This window comes from Arthrobacter sp. MMS24-T111, assembly GCF_054888995.1.
This window is the reverse complement of sequence record NZ_JBTZRO010000001.1, coordinates 1,903,168-1,919,445: the sequence shown is the minus strand read 5'-3', so window position 1 is coordinate 1,919,445 and position 16,278 is coordinate 1,903,168. Positions and strand designations below refer to the sequence as shown.

Genomic DNA, 16,278 nt, shown 5'->3' with positions numbered 1-16,278 from the left:
CGTAGTCCTCACATCTTCTTCGATTTCTGGATCGGCGGGCGCGCGGCGCCCCGACTGGTTCAAACCTAGGTACGAGGGCGTTCACGGGGCAACGGGCTCCTTCCCCCAAATGACGACCGCTGCTTCAGGGTACGGATACCCTGTTCGCTAGGGGCATTAGGGTTTCATTCCTGCCGCGGATGCATGTGCTGGGAATTGTCCGCTCCGAGGGCAAGGCGCAGGCGGGCCAGCAGGTCGGAGCGGTTTTCGGCTCCCAGACGGCGACGAATCCGGGCGATGTGATGCTCCGCCGTCCGCGGAGAAATATAGATTGCCTCCCCAATTTCACGGTAGGTCTTGCCCTCCAACACCAGCCGGGCAACTTCTTTCTCCCGCTCGCTCAACGCCGAGCCGTCCGGTTGGGCCGTCCCGCCGGTGTCGGCACTGGATACCGCCGGCGCCTCTGACATACCCGTCACCGCGTCGCCGGTCGGGCCGCCCCGAGGTCGAAGCTCCCGGGCGCAGGAGAGGAGGCGCATCATGTCCCTGCGGTCATCGGCACGCGCGGCCGCGTGTCCGGCAAGCCGTGCACCCTCCCATGGCATCCCCACGGCACCCAGCAGTCGGGCCGCACCCTCCACTTCGGCGGGGCCGAACCTTCCAGCCAGTACAGACACCCAGGCCTTCCCCGCGGCGGCAAGGATTGCGGCGAGGTGGCTGTGGGTGGAAGCTCGCGCAAGTGCGGCAGCGTGCGGGGCAAGATCGGCCGGGCTCTCGTTTAACAGGGCCGCCTGGACTGCGGCCCAATGCAGGGGAACTGCCCACAGCGGCGGTTCCCCCAAGCGGCCGAGCAGCTTCCACGCCTCGTCCATGTATTGCGCCACGCGGCGCGTCTCACGCAGGCGGGACGCAGCAATCATGAGTTCGCCCCACGCCAGCATGCTGTAGAGGTCCACGCACGTATGAAGCATGGCCTCGCGGGCCCGTTCCCATGCCCGCAGGAGCTCCGGGACCTCACCGTTCCTGCGGGCCAGCCCCACGTCGAGCGCCGCGTTGAGGAATTCATCGCGTGGAACCAGGGCCCAGTGGTTGATCTTGGCGGCTTCTCCGGCGGCCAGCCGCGCCTCGTCCGGTTTATCCTGCATCATGGCTGCCCAGGCCTGGAGCAACAGGAGCCTGGGTTGGGCGGCGCTGCCCCCTTGGCCTGCTGCCACTGCCGCCCGGCACACTGTCTCGGCCAGGTGGGGCTCACCGCTGTGCAACGCCACCAGGGCGGCAAGGGCAGCGGGCGTATCCGGCAGCGGGAGCGCAATGCCCGCTGAGTTCAGCAGGTCCGAGGCATGGATCAGTGCGGCGATTCCCTGTTGCGGATTCTCTCCGAGGGTGGCCAGGATGCCCTGGCCCGTCTGTACCAACGCAGCGGCGAGGAGTGTCGGGGAGGCCTGCGGGGCTCCCGGCGGAAAGAAGGCTTCCGCGCCATTGAGGTCTCCGGTCCCCAGGATGGCGACGGCGGCCAGCGGTGCGGACGCCCCCGCGCGGTCCGCACCCAGCCAGTTGTAGACGTCGGCCGCGCGGGCAAGCATTCCCCGGTGTGCCCACACGGAGGCTGCCACATCGACGCCCTTGCGCACATCAGGCGGATCCGTGCTGACCAGTAGCGAATCAACAATCCGCGCTGCGCCGTCAAACTCGCCGTCACCTGCAGCGGCCTGGGCGCGCCTTGCTGCAGTTGCCAGGGGGTCGGCGCCCGCCAGGAGTGCCTCCTCGTAGAGCTGTGAGGCAAGCCTGGGGTCATTCTCCAGCGCGGCGTCGGCGGCGTGCTCAAGTTCCGTGGCAACGCGCGGATCTGCGAGGCCACCCCTGGCCAGCTCCCGGGCAAGATTTCCGAGCGGTTGTCCTGTGGAGGCAAAGACATTCACCAGCTCACGCTGCAGCGCACGGACCTTGGCGGCCGGCGTGACAGCGAGCAAGGTGTGTTTCACGGTCCCCACCACTGTGCCATCCGGTCGCAGCAATCCGGAGGACTCCGCGCGGTCCACCAACGCGTCAAGGTCTTCCCCGAACCCATGTCGAGCCTGCGCTGGAGGTCCGCTGGAAGTGGGCGAGGCAACGCGAAGCCCACGGAAAGCGCCAGCAGCAGTTCACGCACGGCCGCGTTTGCACCCTTCAACTGTTTTGTTATCAGCTCCGGACCGTGGGGCGACTCCGATTGGTCATCCGGTGAGGCGTGCAGGGATGCCGGCCATTCCACACGTTGCAGGTGGGCGTCCATGTCAGGCCGCCGGTGAATACGTCAAGGCCGTGGCAGCGGCGGCATCAGTGGGCATGGGGTTTGTTTCCTCCGGCGTGGGGGAAGGGGCGGTGGCCGGCACAGGCGTCAGGTCTACCGACGTCGGGGACAAACTGGGATCCGTGGCCGGGTCCGAGGCGCCGGTAGACGTGGGCACCGCCGTTGAGAGCGGCGTGGGCGTAGGTGCTGCCGAGGTGGCCGGATCGGTGGGGCTCGTGGAACCGGAAACCGGCGTGGGTTCGGTGGTGCTGCTCGGCGGCGGGGTCTCCGACGGTGTCGAGGTGTCCGACGGAGTGGCAGTTCCCGTCCCGGGGCCCGTGCTGCCGGGCGGGGCGGTATCCGGTGGCGAGGTGGGAGCCGCGGTCACGGATTCAGGCACCACTCCCGTCCCGGCCGTCCCCGTCCCTGCCGGGGCACCCCCCGCCGTGGCACCATCGGCTGCACCGGCGCCCGTGGTTGCCGTACGTCCCAACTCCTGTTGTTTGCTGGTGGGAGAGGCGGAAACGTCCAGGCCCGCCTGCGGCGCGAGCGGCTTTTTCGCAACGGCCTCGATCCCGGCCAGCGGCTGCGGGTTCACCGCGACAGCAGTTCCCCCGGCGCCCGGGGCTTCGGTCCCCGCCGGACCGGTGGCCGCTCCCGGACCCGAAGCTCCGGTGTCTGCCCCTGCCTGCGGGACGAACATCGCAGTCAGGTTCCCCAACCCGTCCGGACTTTGCGCGGCCGTGGCCGTCAGGACCGTCAGGATGGCCGCAGCGGCGGCGACCGCCGTGACGCGGACCGTCGGTCTCGGGGCGTGCGCACCCCTTCGCGTGGCCCGCACTCCGGGAAGCCGGCCCGTCCCCGCCATGGCCCCTGCCGTCGTCGCACGCTGGCGTGACCAGCTGGGCCTGACCGGGGCGCCGGACATGCCCGGTGCCGCAGGGACAGGGACGACGCCGGCCGGGACCCCGGCTGCCTCGGCAACAGGCCCGGACGCTGCGGCCAGGGCAGTGGCGTCAGCTGAGTGTGCCAGGACGGCCGCGACGGCAGCCCCGAGGCAGATGGAGGATTTCGGATCGGCGTCTACCGCGATGGGCCGGCCCAGTTGTTCGGACACCAGCTGCGCCACCAGGGGAATCCGGGACGAGCCACCTATCAGGAGCACCGCGGACAGGTCGGCGGGTTCAAGGTGGAGCCTGGAAAGGGATTGTTCCAGCGCGTCCACCGTGCCCCGCACGGGGTCTTCGATCAGGGCCTCGAATTCGGCCCGCACCAGCCGCACCTGCTGCTGGACTCCGGGCAGGAGCACCGGGATGGTGGCTTCGCTGTCGGCAGAGAGCGCTTCCTTGGCCTCGACGCATTCACGCCGCAGCCGGCTCAGGGCGCCCATCACGGCGGGGTCGGCGGGGTCGAGGTCCGTCAGCGCAGTTCCGGTGTGCTGCGCCACGTAGCGGAATACGGCGGCGTCAAAGTCCGCGCCGCCCAGGTCCTCGATGCCGTCCGGGCGGCCCAGGAGCTCGAAGCTGCCGGCGCCGGATTTCCTCAGCACGGCGGTGTCGAAGGTCCCGCCGCCGAGGTCGTACACCGCGATGGTGCTTCCGTCCTCCACCCGCACTTGGGAGGCGTAGTGCAGGGCCGCAGCCTCGGGTTCGGGAAGGAGCGTGACATTGTCCAGGCCATGGACGGCCAGGGCATCGCGGATGGCGGACAGCCGGTGGATCCCCCAGGCTGCCGGGTGGGTCAGGTAGATGGCCGCCGGAAGCGCGCCTTCGCGTTCGGCCGCCCGGTTTGCCACCCACCGGGCCACGGTGGCGAACACATCTTCAGGCTGTACTGTCAGGGTGCCCAGGGCGAACGGGACGTCGTCGCCGACGCGCCGCTTGAATTCCCTGACGACGCGGCCGGGTGAATCGAGGCCGCGGCGCTCCGCGGCTTCCCCCACCAGGACCGGACCCTCCTCCGGGTAGTACACGACCGAGGGCACGGACGTTCCCCGGAGGCCTAACGGCAGGCACTCCGGGAGGGGCGAAGCACCTTCGTCGAAACGGACAACGGCAGCCGCTGTGTAACTGGTTCCGACGTCGACGGCGAGAGCATAGCCCATGGGTACCTCGGAAAGCTGGTGATCCGCCTGCAAGCTTCATCACAGGGAACCTGACCAAAGTAGCATTTCCGAAGGACCGGGGAACAGCCCTGTTGCTACATCGAATGGTTATTCGATGCAGGCCGCCTTAGAGGCCCGAATAGGAATGGAGCCCGTTGAACAACGTGTTCACGATGGTGAAGTTGAAGATCACGCAGCAGTAGCCAACGATGGACAGCCAAGCGGCCCGGGTTCCGGTCCAGCCGCGCGTGGCGCGGGCGTGCAGGTACCCTGCATAGACAACCCAGATCACGAACGTCCACACCTCTTTGGTGTCCCAGCCCCAGAACCGGCCCCAGGCCTTTTCCGCCCAGATCGCGCCGAACATGAGGGTGAAGGTCCAGCCGATGAAGGCGATGGCGTTGATGCGGTAGGACAGGTTTTCCAGGCTGAGCGCCGAGGGCACCAGGCGCATGAAGCCGAACTTGTCGGCGCCGCCCGCGGCCACGGCCCTCTGCCGGTGGGACTGCACCAGCTGCAGCGCGGACATGGCGAACGTCAGGGTGAACAACGCGGACGACAGCACCGCGATGGAAACGTGGATGACCAGCCAGTAGCTCTGCAGCGCGGGCACGAGGTGGCCGACGGGGGTCCAGAAGGCCACGGACGCAGCAACCATCATGATGATGACCAGGCCCACTACGAAGGTGCCCAGGAAGCGGAGGTCGCGGCGGATCAGGGAGAGCAGGAACACAGCCGCCACCAGGAACGCGCCGGTGGTCAGGAATTCGTACATGTTGCCCCACGGCACCCGGCCGGCACCAAGTGCCCTGGTCACCACTCCGGCGCCGTGGATGAGGACCGCGAGGGTTGTCAGGGCCACGGCAACCCGCGCCGGAACCCGGCGCTCCGCGGCATACTTCATGTCGCCGTCGGCCGTGGCGACGCCTCCGGAACCTGCCGCGTTGGCCTTGGCAGTTGACGACGACGGCCGCTCAGCCCGGCCGGCCGGCCCGTCCAGGCGGGCCTCGGCGGAGCCGGCACCCACGCCGGCTGCTACGCGAACCTTGGCCGGGGCACCCGCTTGGGCGGCCTTGAGGTCCACCGCGCGCAGCGCCTTGCTGCTTTTGGCCAGGTCCCAGGCGAAGGCGATGAAAGCCACCGTGTAGGTACCCGCCGCCAGCAGCATGAAGAGTTCGCTGTACTGGCCCATGGTTTCGTTGATTCCAAATGGCATTACTGGTCCTTTTCGGGCCCGGTGGGGCCTGCTGGGGTGCTGACGGAGCCTGCGACATTATCGCCTGTCCGGCTGGGAGTTTGCTGGGACCCGGCGGTGCTTTCGGCATCAACGTGGTCGGATACCGCTTCTTCGGCGGCGTTGTCCGCGGGCAGTTGCCATTCCGTGGCGAAAAGTTGCCGGAGGGCGGCCGCCTCGCCGGCGAGGCGGTGGTCCTCGCCGCGGGCCAGGAGCCCGTATTCCACCATGGTGCGGCCGTCCGCAGCGGTGCCGGTGCGCACCCAGACGCGCCGGCGGTTGACGTAGAGCGAGACGATCAGGCCGGCCACCGCGAGGAGTGCGAACACCAGGGCGTAGACCTGGCCCGGGTTGTGGTGGATGTCCACGCCGATGTAGCGCTTCACGCCGTCAAAACTGATGGTGCCCTTGCCGTCGGGCAGGGTGTAGGTGGAGCCGGGCGCCAGGGTGATGCCGCCTGCGGCCAGGTTCCGCGCGTTGAGGGGCGTCAGGTTCCTGACGTCGAGTTCGAAGACGTTCTGCGGCGCACCGCTGTTCAGGCCCAGGTCGCCGTAGTAGGAGTTCAGGGTCAGCTGCGGGTTGAAGAGTTCGGGGTCGGCGCTGAACGAAACGTTCTTGTCCGTGACGAAGGCGGTGGGAAGGAAGAAGCCCACGAAGCCCAGCTGGTCCGGCTTGGCGTCGGGGACCTTGATCACCACTGAGGAGTAGTAGTTGTCCCCCTGCAGCTTGGCCACCACCGGGCCCTGCATGGCGATGTTCCCGGCCCCGTCGCGGACGGTGACCACGGGGGCGTAGCCGTTGCCGGTGAGGTAGATGCTCGTGCCGCCCAGGCTCACCGGATCGTTGACCTTCAGGATTTCCTGTTTGGCGGGGGCGTCCGGGGTTTCCCTGGTGGTGACGGCGGCCGAGAAGTCGATGGGCTGCCCGAATTTGCCCTTCGATTCCCGGTCAAAGGTGATGTTGAACTTGTCCAGCTGAAGCGAGTAGGGCTGGAGCTGGCTGGACTGGAAGTTGGTGCCCGGGTTGAACTGGTCGTAGCCCACCAGGGTGTTCACGAACGTGTCGCCCTCCACCAGGATGCGCTGGCCGCTGTACCCGAACAGGCCGCCGGCAGCCACGGACACCAGCACGCCGATCAGCGAGGTGTGGAAGACCAGATTGCCGACCTCCTTCAGGAAACCGCGCTCGGCACCCAGGGACGGCAGGGCGCCGTCGGCATCCCTGACCTCCACCCGGTAGCCGCGCTTGCGGAGCAGCCCGGCGGCGCTGTTGATGGCGTCCGACGCCGGGATCCCGGCGTCGGCGGGAATCACCAGGGTGCCGTATTCGGGGAGCCGGGACAGTCGCTGCGGTGTGCGCGGCGGCTGTGAGCGCATGGCTTTGTAGTGGGCGATGGCGCGCGGCACCACGCAACCGATCAGCGAGATGAAGAGCAGCAGGTAGATCGCCGAGAACCAGGCCGAGGAGTAGACGTCGTAAAGCTGCAGGGAGTCCAGCAGCTTGCCGTAGTCCGGGTGGTCCTTGATGTACTGGGTCACCACGGAGGGGTTGGCAGGCCGCTGCGGGAACAGGGATCCGGGGACGGCCGCGACGGCGAGGAGCAGCAGCAGGAACAGTGCTGTCCGCATGCTGGTCAGCTGGGTCCAGGCCCACCGCAGCATGCCAATCGGGCCCAGCGCCGGGAGGGTGGCCTCTGCCTTGGCTTCCGCGACAGGGGTGGCTTGCTTCTTCTTTACGTTCACACGCTCGCTCATCAGATCGGCAACTTCACGTCGGTTTGGAACCAGTACTGCAGCCCGGTCACCCAGGCCCCCCAGACGCCGGTGGCCATCAGCAGGCCCAGCACCACCAGGATGCCGCCGCCGGTCCGCTGGATGGCAAGGCGGTGCTTGCGGAAGAACGCCATGACGCCCATCCCGCGGCGCACGGCCAGGGCGATCAGCAGGAACGGGATGCCCAGTCCCAGGCTGTAGACGAACGCCAGGAAGGCTCCCTTGGCGGCGGATGATCCGCCGGAGAGGCTGAGCAGTTGCACGGCGGAGTAGGTAGGTCCGATGCAGGGTGCCCAGCCCAACCCGAAGGTCAGGCCCAGCAGGGGTGCTCCCCAGAGTCCCGCAGGCGGTTTGGCGTGGATTTTTGCGTCCCGCTGGAGCCAGCTGAAGCCGCCCATGAACACGATGCCCATGATGATCACCAGGATTCCCAGGAACTGGGTGATCCAAGCGTTGCGGCTGCCGCTGATCAGGGTGCCCAGCTGCCCGAACGCGCCGCCCAGCAGGACGAAGATCACCGAAAAACCCAGGACGAACAAGCCGATGCCTGCCAGCATCCGGCCGCGCTTTTGCTTCTGCAGGTCAACGCCGCTCAATCCCGTGACGTAGCCGAGGTAGCCCGGAACGAGGGGCAGCACGCAGGGCGAAAGGAAGGACACCAGGCCGGCGAGGAGCGCCACCGGGATGGCCAGGAGGAGCGAGCCGCTGAGGATGGCTTCGGCGAAGGGACTGTTCACGGTTCCCGGGCCGCCCTACTCCGCCACGGCGGCGGTGATGAGGGCCTTCAAGGTGCCCTTCTCGATCTCGCCGAGAACCCGGGACGCCACCCGCCCCTGCTTGTCCAGGACCAGGGTGGTGGGAACGGCCCCGGGCGGAACCAGGCCGGACACGGACAGCAGGACGCCGCCGTCCTTGTCATCGAAGCTCGGGTACGTCAGGTTGAAGGTCTTCTCGAACGCCTCCGCCGTGGGCTTCTCGTCCCGGAGGTTGACGCCGAAGAACTGCACGCCCTGGTCCTTGAACTCCTGATGGAGTTCTTCGAGGATGGGCGCCTCCACCCGGCACGGGGCGCAGGCGGCGAACCAGAAGTTCAGGATGCTGACCTTGCCCTGGAAGTCGGCAGGGGTGACCTTGGCCCCGCTGAAGAGTGCCCCCTGGATCTGGACGGCTTCCTTGCGGTCGCCGGCGGCGAACTCGGTGACGGAACCGTCGCCTGCCACATAGTTCTTGTTGTCCCCGGCCTTTGCCTGCTTTGCCAGGGCGTCTTCCTGGGCGCAGCCGGACAGGCCCAGGGTCAGTGCGCCGAGGGCCAGGCCACCCGCGGCGAGCATGCTCCGGCGCGTGGGGAGGAAATCGTTGGTCACAGCTAGGCTCCAGGGGTGCTGGCGGCACCGGGAAGAAGGGACGCGGCGGGTTCGCTGTACTCAACGCGCAGCAGCGAGCCGTCGTCGGCGAACACCAGGGACGTGACGGAGGTCAGCGTGCACTCGCGCTTGCGGGGATCGTGCCACAGGGGCCGGCCTTCGGCGCTGAGCCGTGCGGCCCAGATGGGCAGCTGGTGGCTGACGAGGATGGCCTCGGGTCCAGTGGCACCGAAATCGCCGGCAGCCAGGTCAATCGCCCGGAGCCGGGCGTCCCGCGCTGCCGCGGCAACGCGGGCCGCCTGCTGCGTATAGGGCTCGCCCCAGGACGGGCGCAGCGGATTGACCAGCCGGGGCCAGTGCTTGGGCCGGCGCAGCTCTGCCTTGGTGACCTTCATGCCCTCGAAGTAGTTTTCCGCCTCGATGATCCGCGGCTCGGTGTTGATCTGCAGGTGCAGGGCTTCCGACGTCGGCCGTGCCGTTTCCTGCGCACGCTCAAGCGGCGAGGCGGCCAGGTAGGTGATGCGGGCGCCCTGCTCGGCACGTTGCCGGAAGTGCTCGGCGAGGGTCCTGGCCATCTCCTGCCCCAGTTCGGAGAGGTGGAATTCGGGGAGCCGTCCGTACAGAACGCCGTCGGGATTATGGACCTCGCCGTGGCGGAGCAGATGGACAGTGGCTTGGGGCATAGTTACCAGTTTCTCAAAGATGGCGTGCGATCCGAAATCTTCTACAAACAGTAGAACTTAAGTTTCTGAAGAAATGTTCCAAATGTGGGAACAAAAGATGCAAACGCATGTTTATACTGGATGCAGCAAGTTAGTTGAGGCTTCAACCGATGAAGGTTCAACCGCAAGACCACAACAGGCATTAAGAACAAGGAGCATCATCATGGCACTTCCCGCAGACGTCACCACCGGCACCTGGACCCTGGACAACTCCCACAGCGAGATCGGCTTCACCGTCCGTCACGCCGGCATCAGCAAGGTCCGCGGCCAGTTCACCGAAGCCGCCGCGACGCTTGACCTCCTCGAGGATGTGGCCGACTCGAAGATCAACGCCACCATCAAGACCGCCAGCTTCGATTCCGGCGACGCCAACCGCGACGGCCACGTCAAGGGCGAGGATTTCTTCGACGTGGAGAAGTTCCCGGAGATCTCCTTCGTCTCCAACGGCCTCGTGGCAAAGGGCAACAGCTACGAGCTCACCGGTGACCTCACCATCAAGGGCGTCACACGCCCGGTAACCCTGGAGACCGAGTTCAACGGCGTGGCCGTTGACCCGTTCGGCAACACCCGCGCAGGCGTCTCTGCCGAGACCACCATCAGCCGCAAGGACTTCGGCCTGACCTGGAACGCCGTCCTGGAGACCGGTGGCGTGCTGGTCAGCGACAAGGTTGCCATCAACCTGGAACTCGCCTTCATCGCTCCCGCAGCCTGATTCCGCCCCGGCCCACCCCGGCAGCAGGTATTCCGCCTGGTGCCGGGGTGCCGCATTAACGCCTGTCGCACCTTGAACGGCCCTGCGGAATCACGCACAACCAGGGCTGCCGGGGGTACGGTGGACCTAAGCCATGCTGGGGGCGGCACAGGACCGATTCCCGGCAGCCCGCCCGGATCCCGACCTGCAGAAGGAACGCCCATGAGTACTCCTCCCGTCCCGCCTCCCGTGCCGCACGATCCGACTTCCGGAAGCGACCAGCCCGGCAACGGCCAGCCGGCCGGCGAACAGCCCCGCTACGGACAAAACGCCCCCCAGTATGGGCAGAACGCTCCTCAATACGGACAGAACGCACCCGGTACGCAGCCGCCGGCAGCCCCGCAGTATGGGCAAAACGCTCCGCAGTATGGCCAGAACCCGCCCCAATACGGGCAGAACGCCCCCCAGTACGGGCAGAACCCGCCGCAGGCTCCGGGCTACGGACAGCAGCAGCCCTATGGACAGCAGCCGTACGGCCAGTCCCCCTACGGCCAGTACCCATCGGAGCAGCCGCAGCCGGCGGCAAGCACCGGCATCCCGCAACTGGTCAACATTTCCTTTTGGATGCTGATCACAGCCGCCGTGATCTTCGTCATTTCCCTGCTCACCGGACTGACCCAGCTGGATGATCCCGCATTCCGGCAGGCCTTTGACCAGCAGGTCAAGGCCAGCAACGCCGGCGTCACGTACGACGACATCAAGGGCGTCATCGCCGGAACCCTGGTGGTCTTCGCCATCATCGGTGCCGGGCTGTACCTGCTGGTGGCCTTCTTCGTCCGCAAGGGCAAGAACTGGGCACGCATCCTGGGGACCGTCCTGGCAGCCCTGTCGGTGCTGGGCCTCTTCGGGGTTCCGTCGTTCGCCACGGTGGGCACCGTCCTGGGCATCGCGGCCATTGTGCTGCTGTACCTTCCGGCGGCCGCCCCCTACTTCCGGAAGCAGCAGTTCGGCAACCCGTATGCCGGCGGCTTCGGAAACCCCTACGGCCGGTAGCAGCCTGCCACACCACGGAAAACGGCCCGGGATGCTTCGCAGCGTCCCGGGCCGTTTTCCTTAACCGGTGGTCCTTACGCGGTCTGGCCCGGCGCCTGTGCCCGCTGGGCATGGTAGGCCAGGATCTGCAGCTCGGTGGCCATGTCCACCTTGCGGAGGTTCACGCCTTCCGGGACCTGCAGCATCACGGGCGCGAAGCTCAGGACGCTGTGCACGCCTGCGGCCACCACGCGGTCGCAGATGCCTTGGGCCACAGCCGCCGGGAGCGCCAGCACCACCATGTTGGCTCCGGTGCGGTGCAGGACGGTTTCAAGGTCTGCCACGTCGCTGACCCGCAGCCAGCCCACCTCGTTGCCCACCACCATCTGGTCCGCGTCGAAAATCGCCACGACGTCGAACCCGCGGGATTCGAAGCCGCCGTACCGGGCCAGGGCCTTGCCCAGGTTTCCGGCGCCGACGATCGCGACTTTCCAGTCATGCGTGAGGCCAAGGGCCGCTGCGATATGGCGGCTGAGGTACTGCACCTCGTAGCCCACTCCCCTGGTGCCGTAGGACCCTACATGGGACAGGTCCTTGCGCAGCGTCGAGGAACTGACGCCGGAGGCCTCCGCCAACGACTCGGACGAGACCCGCTCCACCCCCTCGGCCAGCAAGGTATTCAAGGCGCGGAGGTACAGGGTCAGCCGGGCCACCGCCGCGGGCGGGATCTGCTTGGCCGGCGTACCGGTGGCGCCCGGAAGGTCCGGGACGGGCTGGGACATTGATTCCACGGACGTCATTGGCCTCCCCCTACCGGGCCATGGCGCGCTGCAGCACGCGTTCCAGCCGGGCTTCGTCAATTTTCCAAAAGTCGCGCTGGACCCCGTCCACCAGGACCACCGGGATTTCCTCGGCATAGCGTTCGCGCAGCTCGGGCTGGTAGTCCACCGACTCTTCCGCCCAGGTCAGTCCCAACGAGGCAGTAACCCGGCCGACGGCGTCGCGCGCCTCTTCGCAAAGGTGGCAGTCAGCTTTGGTGACCAGGACGACGCGGGGGGTAGCCATGGCTTAACGGTATCGCCGTTCGCGGCATGCGGGCGACGCCGACGGCGGCTGCCCGGCCTATTGACTAGACTCGAGTCCATGCCCGAGGAGAAATACGTCGCCGTAGCCACGCGGCCCGTCACTGCGCCGCAGCCCGGCGAAGCGGCGTTTTTCGACGTGGACAACACCTTGATGCGCGGCGCCAGCCTCTTCCATGTGGCCCGGAAAATGCACCAGCGCGGGGCGTTCACCCTGAGGCAGGCGGCCGGTATGGCCTGGAAACAGTTCAAGTTTGTGGCCCGCGGTGAAAACATGGATGATGTCCACGCCGTCCGGGACTCGGCCCTGACCCTGGCTGTGGGCATCAGCGTTGACGATATCCGGGCGTTGGGCGAAGAGGTCTATGACGAAATGATCGCCTCCCGGATCTGGCCGGGTGCCAAGGCGCTGGCCGAGCAGCACCTGCGCGTGGGCCGCCGGGTGTGGCTGGTCACGGCCACTCCCATCGAAGTTGCCACGGTCATTTCCACCCGCCTGGGCCTGACCGGCGCCCTCGGCACGGTCGGGGAAGTCTCCGACGGCATGTACACCGGCCGCCTGGTGGGCGACATCCTGCATGGCGCGGCCAAGGCCGTGGCGGTCCAGGCCCTCGCCGACGAGGAAGACCTGGACCTGAAGCGCTGCTGGGCGTACAGCGACTCCTTAACGACGTCCCGCTGCTCTCACTGGTAGGCCACCCGGTGGCCATCAACCCCGATGCCAGGCTCCGCCGGCACGCCCGCGACCGCAACTGGCCGGTCTACGATTTCCGTGCCGGCCGCCGTGCCGCCACCTTCGGACTCAAGGTGGCAACCTTTGGCGGCGCCATCTACGGGCTGTGGAAGGGTTTCGCCCGGATGCGCGGCCCGCGCCTGTAGCTTCCCGCGAGTCTGCCTTCCCCCTGCCTGCCGGTTCCCGCACCGTACCCTCCAGCGCACGAAAAACGCCCGCCGCCTTTGCAGGCGACGGGCGTTCTCCACGCTGTTCGAAGTATTGCTACTTCTTGTTGCGGCGCTGGTGACGAGTCTTGCGAAGCAGCTTGCGGTGCTTCTTCTTGGCCATACGCTTGCGACGCTTCTTAATAACTGAACCCACGAAAGTTCCTTACAAACTAGATGCAGTACCTGTCTGATGGAAATGGTTCGTGGACAGAGCTACGAACTGGACAACTGACAGATTCTTACAATGACGTAAAACGTTCCTTAACAGGGTACCGCCTATCGGGGGCGGCTTGGGACAAGCTGCCTTAGGCTGTCTCGGAGTGACCGTCCACCACAGCACCTTTGAGGTACTGCTCCACGGCATTCTCAGGTACCCGGTAGGAGCGGCCGAACCGCACTGCCGGCATTTCGCCGGAGTGGACCAGCCGGTAAACAGTCATTTTGGAGACGCGCATGACCTCGGCTACCTCAGCCACGGTCAGGAACTTCGCGTTGGAGAAGTTCTGTTCTGCCGACATTTCCCTATTTTCCTTTGCTGACGGATGGACAACAGTGACCCCAGGTACGTGCCAATGCGGTGTTCCGATGCTGAGCCATCCACCAATCACCTAAATAGATACTCTAGATGTTCATGTGGCAGATGTGAAAGTAGGTAAAGGCACTATTTCGCCTGCCGGCGCTTCCGCGCCGAGGCCGCCAGCTGCTCCAGCACGGAGGCGGAAACGTCCCAGTCCATGCAGGCGTCGGTGACGCTCTGGCCGTAGACGAGTTCGGAGCGGCCGGCCGCGTGCTCGGCAACGTCCAGGTTCTGGGCGCCGCCCACCAGGAAGCTTTCCAGCATCACCCCGGCGATCGCCTGCGCCGCGGCGCCCCCGTCCTCGAGCTGGGCACCGATCTCGAGTGCCACCTCGGCCTGCCGGTGATGGCTCTTGCCGCTGTTGGCGTGGCTGGCGTCCACCACCAGGCGCGGGTTCAGGCCCTTTCCGGCCAGCTCCCCGGACGCCCGTTCGACGTCGGCGGCTGAGTAGTTGGGTCCCTTGCGGCCGCCGCGGAGGATGACGTGGGTGTCCGGGTTCCCGGCTGTGGCCACCAGTGCTGCCCGGCCGTCGCCGTCGATCCCCAGGAATGCCTGGGCCGCCGCCGCGGCGCCGCATGCGTCAATCGCCACCTGCAGGCCGCCGTCGGTCCCGTTCTTGAAGCCGATGGGCATGGACAGGCCGGAGGCCAGCTGGCGGTGGATCTGGCTTTCGGTGGTGCGGGCGCCGATGGCACCCCAGGAAATCAGGTCCGCCATGTATTGCGGGCTGATCGGCTCCAGGAATTCGGTGGCGGTGGGCAGTCCCAGCGCGGTCACCTGCTGCAGGAACTGCCTGGCGGTGCGCAGGCCGGTGACCATGTCGTGGCTGCCGTCCAGCCGGGGGTCGTTGATCAGGCCCTTCCAGCCCACGGTGGTGCGGGGCTTTTCGAAGTAGGTCCGCATGACCACCAGCAGGTCTTCCTTGTGCTTTTCAGCCTGGCTGACCAGCCGCCGGGCGTATTCCAGGCCGGCTTTGGGATCGTGGATGGAGCACGGGCCCACGATGACCAGCAGTCGGTCATCCACGCCGTCCATGATGGCCCGGACCTGGTCGCGTCCGCGTTCGACGACGTCAGCCGCCCGGGCGTCCAGCGGCAGTTCGGCGAGGAGCCCGGAAGGGGTGGGCAGCGCGGTGAATTCGCTGACGCGCAGGTTCGAGGTGGATTTGGTGCCGGCGTTGGCGGCTGCTGCTGTTGCGGTGCTCATGATCGGGTCCTGTTCCAGATGGGAAGCGGGCCCGGATTTCAGAACCCGCCGGAGAAACGGCGAAGGGCAGAGAATGATCTCTGCCCTGTTGGCTCTGAAGGAATGCTGGATGCGTGTCAGTTAGACGCGGGCCCCTCCAGAGCCAACGAAAAATACGCATACCAACGGTTAGTCATGGGAAAGACCATAAGCCCGGCCGCCCGCCGCCGCAAAATCAGCGTCCGTCACATTCCCGCACCGGCCTACCCCAGAAGCTTGCGCAGGTACTGCAGCTGCCGGATCCAGTGGTGTTCCTGGCCGCCTTCATGGTTGTTGAACCGGTACACCTCGATCTCCTTGGCCGCCCCGGTGGAGGATGCCCCGGACGTCCCGGAGCCGTAGGCGTTGAAGCTGGCGAAAACCGTGGACGGCGGGCAGATGTCGTCCATCTGGGCCACCGAGTACAGCGCCGGTGCCGTGGCGTACCGGGCCAGGTTGACGCCGTCGAAGTAGTTCAGGACCTCAAGGGCGGGCTGGTACCGGTCGCGGTGGCGCGCCAGGAACTGGGCGATCTCCGGGTAAGGCCCGCGCGGGGTGATATCGATGGCGCGGGGAAAGTCCTGCAGGAAGGGGACGTCGGGAAGGGCGGCGATGACGCCGTCGAGCCGTCCCGCAGTGAGGCCCGCCGTGGCCACCACGATGCCGCCGCCCTGGCTGACTCCGGCGAGGACCACCTTAGCGGGGTCGACGGCGGGGTGGGCCTGGGCTGCCTCCACGGCGCGGAAGGCGTCCACGTAGACGCGCCGGTAGTAGTAGTCCTCGCGGTTCGCCAGGCCCCGGGTCATCAGGCCCGCGTGGGCCACGTCCCCGGCGGAGGGGTGCGGGTCCGGAGTGTCCCCCAGGGTGCCGCCGTACCCTTGGCCGCGGGTGTCCATGATGAAATGCGCATAGCCGGCCTGGGCCCAGCGGGTGTCCTGGTTGACCAGGCCCCGGCCGCCCGAATAGCCCACGTAGTGCACCACCACGGGCAGCCTGGTGCCGTCTTCCCGGGCGGCGGGCAGGTGCAGCCAGCCTTTGACCGGCGCCCCGCCGTAGCCGGAAAAGGTGACGTCGAAGGTATCGATGACCGTCAGGTGGTTCTCCACCGGTTCGAACGCGGCGTTCAAGGGGAAGGCCCTGGCTTCTTCGAGGGTGGCGTCCCAAAACGCGCCCAGGTCCTCCGGCGGCGTGACATCGGAAGTGTAGCTGCGCAATTGGGCCAGGGGCAGGTCGAAGAGGGGCATCGTTGTCCGTTCTGTCAGGGGTGGTTGGCGGCCTGGTTGCAG

General features: G+C 67.0%; 14 protein-coding genes and 2 pseudogenes. 3 read left to right on the top strand and 13 right to left on the bottom strand.

Annotation, left to right across the window (positions count from 1 at the left end):
* Nucleotides 1–164 precede the first annotated feature (164 nt).
* From ACX5I6_RS08935 to ACX5I6_RS08905, 7 genes and pseudogenes are all read right to left on the bottom strand, one after another.
* Nucleotides 165–2,251, bottom strand: a pseudogene (locus tag ACX5I6_RS08935) (LuxR C-terminal-related transcriptional regulator).
* 1 nt (nt 2,252) lies between these two features.
* A complete protein-coding gene (locus ACX5I6_RS08930) occupies nt 2,253–4,352 on the bottom strand; it encodes an Hsp70 family protein (RefSeq protein ID WP_461840219.1) in 2,100 nt (699 codons plus the stop codon).
* Between the two features lie 127 nt (nt 4,353–4,479).
* The gene (gene ccsB / locus ACX5I6_RS08925; RefSeq protein WP_461840218.1) at nt 4,480–5,568 is read right to left on the bottom strand and encodes a c-type cytochrome biogenesis protein CcsB; all 1,089 of its coding nucleotides are present in this window, start codon (nt 5,566–5,568) and stop codon (nt 4,480–4,482) included.
* Nucleotides 5,568–7,340 (bottom strand): cytochrome c biogenesis protein ResB, encoded by a 1,773-nt coding sequence (gene resB / locus ACX5I6_RS08920; RefSeq protein ID WP_461840217.1) that lies wholly within the window; start codon nt 7,338–7,340, stop codon nt 5,568–5,570. The genes ccsB and resB overlap by 1 nt, the downstream gene beginning before the upstream one ends.
* Nucleotides 7,340–8,095, bottom strand: coding sequence for a cytochrome c biogenesis CcdA family protein (locus tag ACX5I6_RS08915; protein WP_461840216.1), 756 nt, complete (start codon nt 8,093–8,095; stop codon nt 7,340–7,342). The genes resB and ACX5I6_RS08915 overlap by 1 nt, the downstream gene beginning before the upstream one ends.
* A gap of 15 nt (nt 8,096–8,110) precedes the next feature.
* Nucleotides 8,111–8,689 (bottom strand): TlpA family protein disulfide reductase, encoded by a 579-nt coding sequence (locus tag ACX5I6_RS08910; RefSeq protein ID WP_109045380.1) that lies wholly within the window; start codon nt 8,687–8,689, stop codon nt 8,111–8,113.
* Between the two features lie 35 nt (nt 8,690–8,724).
* Nucleotides 8,725–9,405, bottom strand: a complete 681-nt coding sequence (locus ACX5I6_RS08905; RefSeq protein ID WP_461840215.1) for a histidine phosphatase family protein — start codon at nt 9,403–9,405, stop codon at nt 8,725–8,727.
* 202 nt (nt 9,406–9,607) lie between these two features.
* Here ACX5I6_RS08905 and ACX5I6_RS08900 point away from each other — a divergent pair, with 202 nt between their 5' ends.
* Entirely contained in the window at nt 9,608–10,156 is a 549-nt protein-coding gene (locus tag ACX5I6_RS08900) for a YceI family protein (RefSeq protein ID WP_461840214.1), read from the top strand.
* Between the two features lie 201 nt (nt 10,157–10,357).
* Nucleotides 10,358–11,188 carry a hypothetical protein gene (locus ACX5I6_RS08895; protein ID WP_461840213.1) on the top strand — a complete coding sequence of 277 codons (831 nt, stop codon included), beginning with the start codon at nt 10,358–10,360 and terminating at the stop codon, nt 11,186–11,188.
* A 74-nt stretch (nt 11,189–11,262) separates the two neighbouring features.
* On the opposite strand, the gene ACX5I6_RS08890 is transcribed toward ACX5I6_RS08895, so the two are convergent.
* Both ACX5I6_RS08890 and ACX5I6_RS08885 read right to left on the bottom strand, forming a co-directional pair.
* Nucleotides 11,263–11,967: a redox-sensing transcriptional repressor Rex gene (locus tag ACX5I6_RS08890; protein WP_461840212.1), complete on the bottom strand. Its 705-nt coding sequence runs from the start codon at nt 11,965–11,967 to the stop codon at nt 11,263–11,265.
* A 10-nt stretch (nt 11,968–11,977) separates the two neighbouring features.
* A complete protein-coding gene (locus tag ACX5I6_RS08885) occupies nt 11,978–12,232 on the bottom strand; it encodes a glutaredoxin family protein (RefSeq protein ID WP_461840211.1) in 255 nt (84 codons plus the stop codon).
* Between the two features lie 78 nt (nt 12,233–12,310).
* Between ACX5I6_RS08885 and ACX5I6_RS08880 the strand changes: the two are divergent.
* A pseudogene (locus tag ACX5I6_RS08880) lies at nt 12,311–13,128 on the top strand (HAD family hydrolase).
* Between the two features lie 118 nt (nt 13,129–13,246).
* Here the strand turns inward: ACX5I6_RS08880 and ACX5I6_RS08875 are convergent.
* From ACX5I6_RS08875 to ACX5I6_RS08860, 4 genes are all read right to left on the bottom strand, one after another.
* A complete protein-coding gene (locus tag ACX5I6_RS08875) occupies nt 13,247–13,345 on the bottom strand; it encodes a 30S ribosomal protein bS22 (RefSeq protein WP_003792170.1) in 99 nt (32 codons plus the stop codon).
* Nucleotides 13,346–13,496: 151 nt separating this feature from the next.
* Nucleotides 13,497–13,709, bottom strand: a complete 213-nt coding sequence (locus ACX5I6_RS08870) for a helix-turn-helix domain-containing protein (RefSeq protein WP_018761777.1) — start codon at nt 13,707–13,709, stop codon at nt 13,497–13,499.
* Between the two features lie 143 nt (nt 13,710–13,852).
* Nucleotides 13,853–14,974 carry a 3-deoxy-7-phosphoheptulonate synthase gene (locus tag ACX5I6_RS08865; RefSeq protein WP_461840210.1) on the bottom strand — a complete coding sequence of 374 codons (1,122 nt, stop codon included), beginning with the start codon at nt 14,972–14,974 and terminating at the stop codon, nt 13,853–13,855.
* A gap of 242 nt (nt 14,975–15,216) precedes the next feature.
* Nucleotides 15,217–16,236 carry an acetylxylan esterase gene (locus tag ACX5I6_RS08860; RefSeq protein WP_461840209.1) on the bottom strand — a complete coding sequence of 340 codons (1,020 nt, stop codon included), beginning with the start codon at nt 16,234–16,236 and terminating at the stop codon, nt 15,217–15,219.
* Nucleotides 16,237–16,278 lie beyond the last annotated feature (42 nt).